Source organism: Actinomadura sp. HBU206391 (genome assembly GCF_014323665.1).
Lineage (GTDB): Bacteria > Actinomycetota > Actinomycetes > Streptosporangiales > Streptosporangiaceae > Actinomadura_C.
Window position 1 is genome coordinate 1 of record NZ_JABVEB010000311.1, and the last position, 5836, is coordinate 5836.

Annotated in this window: 5 protein-coding genes; all 5 read right to left on the minus strand. The window is 70.5% G+C overall.

All coding sequences use genetic code 11. The features are described from left to right. Nucleotides 1–134: 134 nt before the first annotated feature. The gene (locus HKK72_RS35035; protein ID WP_187238708.1) at nucleotides 135–914 is read right to left on the minus strand and encodes a class I SAM-dependent methyltransferase; all 780 of its coding nucleotides are present in this window, start codon (nucleotides 912–914) and stop codon (nucleotides 135–137) included. Nucleotides 915–978: 64 nt separating this feature from the next. Next, nucleotides 979–2232 (minus strand): glycosyltransferase family 4 protein, encoded by a 1254-nt coding sequence (locus HKK72_RS35040; protein WP_315987603.1) that lies wholly within the window; start codon nucleotides 2230–2232, stop codon nucleotides 979–981. A gap of 16 nt (nucleotides 2233–2248) precedes the next feature. After that, nucleotides 2249–3475 (minus strand): cytochrome P450, encoded by a 1227-nt coding sequence (locus HKK72_RS35045; RefSeq protein WP_187238704.1) that lies wholly within the window; start codon nucleotides 3473–3475, stop codon nucleotides 2249–2251. A gap of 53 nt (nucleotides 3476–3528) precedes the next feature. Then, a complete protein-coding gene (locus tag HKK72_RS35050; protein WP_315987604.1) occupies nucleotides 3529–4461 on the minus strand; it encodes an SDR family NAD(P)-dependent oxidoreductase in 933 nt (310 codons plus the stop codon). Between the two features lie 206 nt (nucleotides 4462–4667). Then, nucleotides 4668–5663 carry an MBL fold metallo-hydrolase gene (locus HKK72_RS35055; protein WP_187238706.1) on the minus strand — a complete coding sequence of 332 codons (996 nt, stop codon included), beginning with the start codon at nucleotides 5661–5663 and terminating at the stop codon, nucleotides 4668–4670. Nucleotides 5664–5836 lie beyond the last annotated feature (173 nt).

Sequence of the window (5836 nt, forward strand, 5' to 3'; positions counted from 1 at the left end):
CGTGACCGGGAACCCCGTCGATGGGCGCGAACCAGGGAATGGCTCCGGACGGCTCCTGCTGCGATGCGATGCTCCGGGCCGCGGCGGCCACCTGCTCAGCGGTCAGCACTCCGGGGACCGAGGGCGCCGCGGCGTCAGACCGCGGCATCCGTCTTCTCCTTGCCCCCGTCGCCGGACGGTACGTCGCCGAGAGGGCCGGGAGAGCCCGGCTTGGTGAAGTACACGACGACGCTCTTGCCGATGACCGGGTTGAGCACGCGCTCGGCCACCCGCGTCGCGAGCGGCCGCTTCATGATGTCCCACACCAGCACCTGGTGGTAGGCCTTGGCGAGCGGGTTGCCGTCGTTGTTGACACCGACCGCGCACTTGATCCACCAGTACGGGGCGTGCAGCCCGTGCGCGTGGTGGTGCCCGTCCACCAGGAAACCGGTGGCCTTGAGCTTGGCCTCCAGCTCCGCGCGGGTGTAGATGCGCACGTGCCCGCCCGGAGCGGTGTGGTAGTCCTCCGACAGCGCCCAGCAGATCCGCTCGGGCAGCCAGCTCGGCACCGTGACGGCCAGCCGGCCGCCGGGCTTGAGCACGCGCAGCAGCTCGGTCATGGCCGACATGTCGTCCGGGATGTGCTCCAGGACCTCCGCGGCGATGATCTTGTCGAAGGAGTCGTCGGGGAACGGCAGCCCCAGGGCGTTGCCCTGCACGGTCTTGGCCGAGGCACCCGCGGGGACCTCGCCGGCGAGGTCCATCGCGCCGAACATCCTCGACACCTCCGCGAGCTCCTCGCGGTCCATGTCGAAGGCCACGACGTTGGCGCCGCGGCGGTACACCTCGAAGGCGTGCCGTCCGGCACCGCACCCCATGTCGAGGACGCGGTCTCCGGGGGAGAGGGGAAACCGCTGGAAATCCACGGTCAGCAGGGCGGTGCTCCTTCCGTGCCTGGGAGCCGCGTGGCGGTCCCTCCAGACGTTCGCCGGGCCACGTTCATCGTGACCCGGTCGCGATCGTGGCCCGGTAGTGCTCGACCGTGGCGGCCGCGACCGCGGGCCAGGCGAAGCGCTCCTGGACGCGCTGGTGGCCGGCCTCGCCGATCCGGGCGCGCTCCGGCGCGGAGTCGTGCAGCCGGCGCAGCACGGCCGCGAGCTCCTCGACGTCGCCGGGCTCGACCAGCACCGCCGCGTCGCCGACCACCTCGGGCAGCGCGCCCGTACGGCTGGCGACCAGGGGGGTGCCCGAGGCCATGTGCTCGACGGCCGGCAGGGAGAAGCCCTCGTACAGCGAGGGGACGACGGCGAGCTCGGCGCCGGCGAGCAGCCCGCCGAGCTCGTCGTCGCTGATTCCGCTGACGAACCGTACGCGGTCGCCGAGGGACAGCTCCCGCACCAGCCGGTCGGTCGGGCCGTCCTTGGTCGGCTTGCTCACGACCACGACGTGCACGTCGCGTTCGGTGGCCAGTTTGGCCACCGCCCTGAGCAGCGTGGCGACGCCTTTCATCGGGGAGTCGGCACTCGCCACGGCGACGATGCGGGCCGGCACCCGTGGCGTGTCGCGCGGGTGGAAGACCCGGGTGTCCACGCCCAGCGGCAGGATGTGGATGTCTTCGGGGGCGACCTTGAAGTCCTTGACGATGTCGGTCTTCGAGGACTCCGAGACGGTGAGGATCCGCCCGACCCGCCGCGAGACCCGTGCCTGCATGCGGACGAAGCCGTACCACCGGCGCTTCCCGAAGTTCTGCTTGAGGCCCTTGGCGGCCTCGATCTCGATCCGCCGGTCCACGCTGATCGGATGGTGGATGCTCGTCACCAACGGCAGCCCCAGGCCCGGGATGCGAAGGTTGCCGAATCCGAGCACCTGGTTGTCGTGCACGACGTCGAAGTCGGCGCGGCGCCGCTTCAGCTCGCGCAGCACGCGCAGGCTGAAGGTGAGCGGTTCGGGAAAGCCGCCCGTCCACATGGTGGCGACCTCGAGCCCGTCGATCCAGTCGCGGTACTCCTTGGGGCGCGGCGTCCGGAACGGGTGGTCGTCGTTGTAGAGATCGAGGCTGGGGAGCCGCGTCAAGGCGATGCGGTCATCGTCGAGCTCGGGGTAGGGCTGGCCGGACAGCACCTCGACATGGTGGCCCAGCGCGGCCAGTTCCCTGCTGAGGTGCCTCAGATAGACGCCCTGGCCGCCGCAGTGCGGCTTGCTCCGGTACGAAAGCAGGGCCACTCGCAATGACCCGTCATCGACCCTGCTCACGTACCACCCCTCCCCGTCACGGGGTGCCGTCGGTCCGAAACCGCACCGGCATCTCTTTGATCCCGTTGATGAAGTTAGACCTTAGCCTCCGTACGTTACCGGAGAGTTCGATATTGGGCGCCGAGTCCAAAAGTGTTTCGAAGAGCACACGAAGCTCAAGTCGGGCGAGATGGGCGCCGAGGCAGAAATGCGGGCCTCCTCCGCCGAACCCGATGTGCGGATTGGGGTCGCGGCCCACGTCGAAGGCCTCGGCGGTATCGAAGATCTTCTCGTCGCGGTTGGCGGAGCCGTAGAAGACGACCACCTTGTCGCCTTCCTTGATCTGCTGCCCGCGCAGTTCGATGTCGCGCATGGCGGTCCGCCGGAACAGGTTGACCGGCGTGACCCACCGCACGATCTCCTCCACCGCGGTGGCGGTCGTGGCGGTGCCCTCCCGAAGCCGCCGCCACTCGCCCGGGTGCTCCAGCAGCGCCAGCATCCCGCCCGACGCCGCGTTGCGGGTCGTCTCGTTGCCGGCCACCGACAGGAGCAGCACGAACAGGTCGAACTCGTCGGTGCTCAGCTCATGGCCCTTATCGTCGGGCTGGAGCAGCTTGGTGACGATGTCGTCGCGGGGATTTTCGCGGCGCGCCGCGGCGAGCTCGTTGGCGTAGGCGTAGAGCTGCGCGGCGGCCTCTTGTCCGTCCTCCCTGGTCTGCTGGAACTCAGGGTCGTCACCGCCGATCAGTCTGTTCGACCACTCGAAGATCTTGCCGCGGTCCTCGACCGGGGCGCCGAGCAGCTCGCAGATCACATAGAGCGGGAGTGTGGCGGCGACGTCGCGGACGAAGTCGGCCTGGTCGGTGATCAGAACCTCGTCGACGAGCTCCCGGCAGATGTCGCGGATGTGCTGCTCCAGTGCCCCGATCGCGCGGGGCGTGAAGCCGCGGTTGACGATGCCGCGCTTGCGCGAGTGCTCGGGCGGGTCCTGGTTGAGCATCATCATCTGCTGGAGGGACAGGTCGTCCCCGGGAATCTCGTCGAACAAGGCCAGGCGTTCGCGGGAGGAGAAGATCTCCGGATGGCGGGAGACGCGTACGACGTCCTCGTGCCGGGTGATCGCCCAGAACCCCGGCCAGCCCCGCTCCCGGTCGCCGTGGTGCCAGAAGACCGGCGCGTTCTCCCGCAGCCAGCCGAACTGATCATGCGGCATTCCGCCGCGTTCGTACACGTCCGGGTCGACAAGGTCGATGTCGGGAGCCATCTCGCGCCTCCTCATTCCGTCGGGTCATGGGCGCTCTCTCGTGCTGCGGCGGGTCAGGCCAGGTCGAGCGTCTGCGTCGTGGCGAAGCCGGGGCCGGCCGGCGCGATGCGCGGCCCGAGCGAGTCCGCGAGTCCGGCGGCCGTCCACGTGCCCTTGGCACGCGCGGTGTGCGCGACCGTCGGCGCGGCCATCACCGCGACGATCCCCCCGTGGACGATGAGGACCTGGCCGGTGACGTGCTCGGCCGCCGGCGAGGCCAGGTAGACGACCAGCGGCGCGACATGGTCCGGCGACAGCGGATCGGCGCCGTCGGCGGGGGCCGGCCCGAACACCTCCGCGGTCATGTTGGTGCGGGCGCGCGGGCAGATCGCGTTCGCCCGTACGCCATAGCGTCCGCACGACTGCGCGGTGGAGAGCGTCAGGGCGGCGATGCCGCCCTTGGCGGCGGCGTAGTTCGGCTGGCCCGCGGCGCCGAGCAGGAACGCCTCGGAGGAGGTGTTGACGACCCTGGCGTAGACCGGGCCGCCCGCGTCCTTGGACTTCTGCCGCCAGTAGGCGGCGGCATGCCGTGAGGTGACGAAGTGACCGCGCAGATGGACGCGGATGACGTCGTCCCACTCCCGCTCTGACATGTTGAAGATCATCCGGTCGCGGGTGAAGCCCGCGTTGTTCACCAGGATGTCGAGGGAGCCGTAGGCGCTCAGCGCCGTCTTGACGAGACCCTCGGCGGTGGCCCACTCGGCGACGTCGCCCTCGTGCACGGTGGCCTCGCCGCCGCGTGCCCGGATCTCCTCGGCGACGGCGTGGACGGCGTCGCCCGGCAGGTCGTTCAGCGTCAGACGCGCACCCGCGTCGGCGAGGGCGAGGGCCTCCGAGCGGCCGAGCCCGCCGCCCGCCCCGGTGACGACCGCGACCCGGCCCTGGAGATCTGTGTCCTGGAGATCTGTGCCCCGGGAATCTGGCGACTGGTCCGGCTGATGGCTCACGAACAGACCACTCCTCCGCGTCGGACGCGTGGGACCGCTGAGACGGGTGCAACCTGTGGGACTGAAGTACATAACTGAGCGCTTGCTTGGGCGTCAGTTAGAACACGTTCTAACATGAGACCCGTGCCGCATCAAGGCGGCCGACCCGCATGTGACGCGGCCCACCCGGCCGCCCCGCCCGTCCGGCGGCCTCGCCCGTCCGGCAGTCAGCGGAGCACGAAGCGGATGGGGTCGTCGCCGTCGTAGCGCCGGGCGACGCCACGCCGCTCGAGGGTCCGCAGGTGCGCGGCGGCCTCGCCGGCTGCCATCTGACGGGATATCGAGGACATCGCCTCCCACGGCGATCGCCATTTCATCGCCGCCGCGAGCTCCCAGAGGGTCGAGGGCCGGTCGCCGAGCAGACCCGTGACCTCGACCAGGCGCTCCTCGTGATGGGCGCCGATCTCACGGGCCCGCCCGGACAGGTCGTTGAAGCGGTACTGGTGCGCGGGCAGCACCTCGCCGGCCTCGATGTCCTCGATCCGCTCCAGCGAGTCGAGGAAGTCGCCCAGCGGGTCGACGTCCGGCAGGTCGTACGGGTACAGCCCGATGTGCGGTGTGATCCTGGGCAGCACATGGTCTCCGGTGAAGATCCGGTCACCGTCCTCCAGATGCAGGCAGATGTGCCCCGGCGAGTGACCCGGTGTCCAGACCACGCGGAGCTTGCGGCCGGGCAGATCCACCAGGTCGCCGTCGGCGAGCTCGCGGTCCGGGACGGCCGGCGGGTCGGGTTGCTCGCCGGCGTGCGTCACCTGGTCGCCGTCGCCCGCCCCGGCCCTGCGGGCGGAGGCCAGACGTACCGCGTGACCCGTGCCGTCGCGGACCATGTCGTGGAACAGGCGGATGATGTCGGCGTCCGCGTGGTGCATCGCGATCCACGCGCCGGAGGCCTCGCGGACCCGGCCGGCGAGGCCGGCGTGGTCGGGGTGGTAGTGCGTGACCACCACGCCGCTGACCTCGGTGACGTCGAGTCCGAGGGTGGAGAGCCCGCCCCGCAGTGCTGCCCAGGCGTCCGGGTGCTCCCAGCCCGCGTCGACCAGCACAGGGCCTTTCGCGCTCTCGAGCGCGTACACCAGGGTGTAGCCGAGTGGGCTGCCCGGAATGGGGACGGGAACGCTCCAGACCCCGTCGCCGAGGTTCTCCGGAATGGGGGACGGTCGCACGCGAGCTCGCTTCCGATCGATGAAGGCAATGGTGGTGGGCGGTGGCCGGCTGCGCCGGGGCGGCGGCCGGGTGGTCAGATGCGCTGGAGAACGGTAGCCGTGGACAGGGCACCGCCGGCGCACATCGTGATCAGGGCCGTCTCGGCGTCACGGCGCTCCAGCTCGTGCAGGGC

What these genes read in the sequence shown, in the direction of transcription:
- HKK72_RS35045 (WP_187238704.1), bottom strand. Translation starts at nt 3,475, where the DNA reads ATGGCTCCCGACATCGACCTTGTCGACCCGGACGTGTACGAACGCGGC.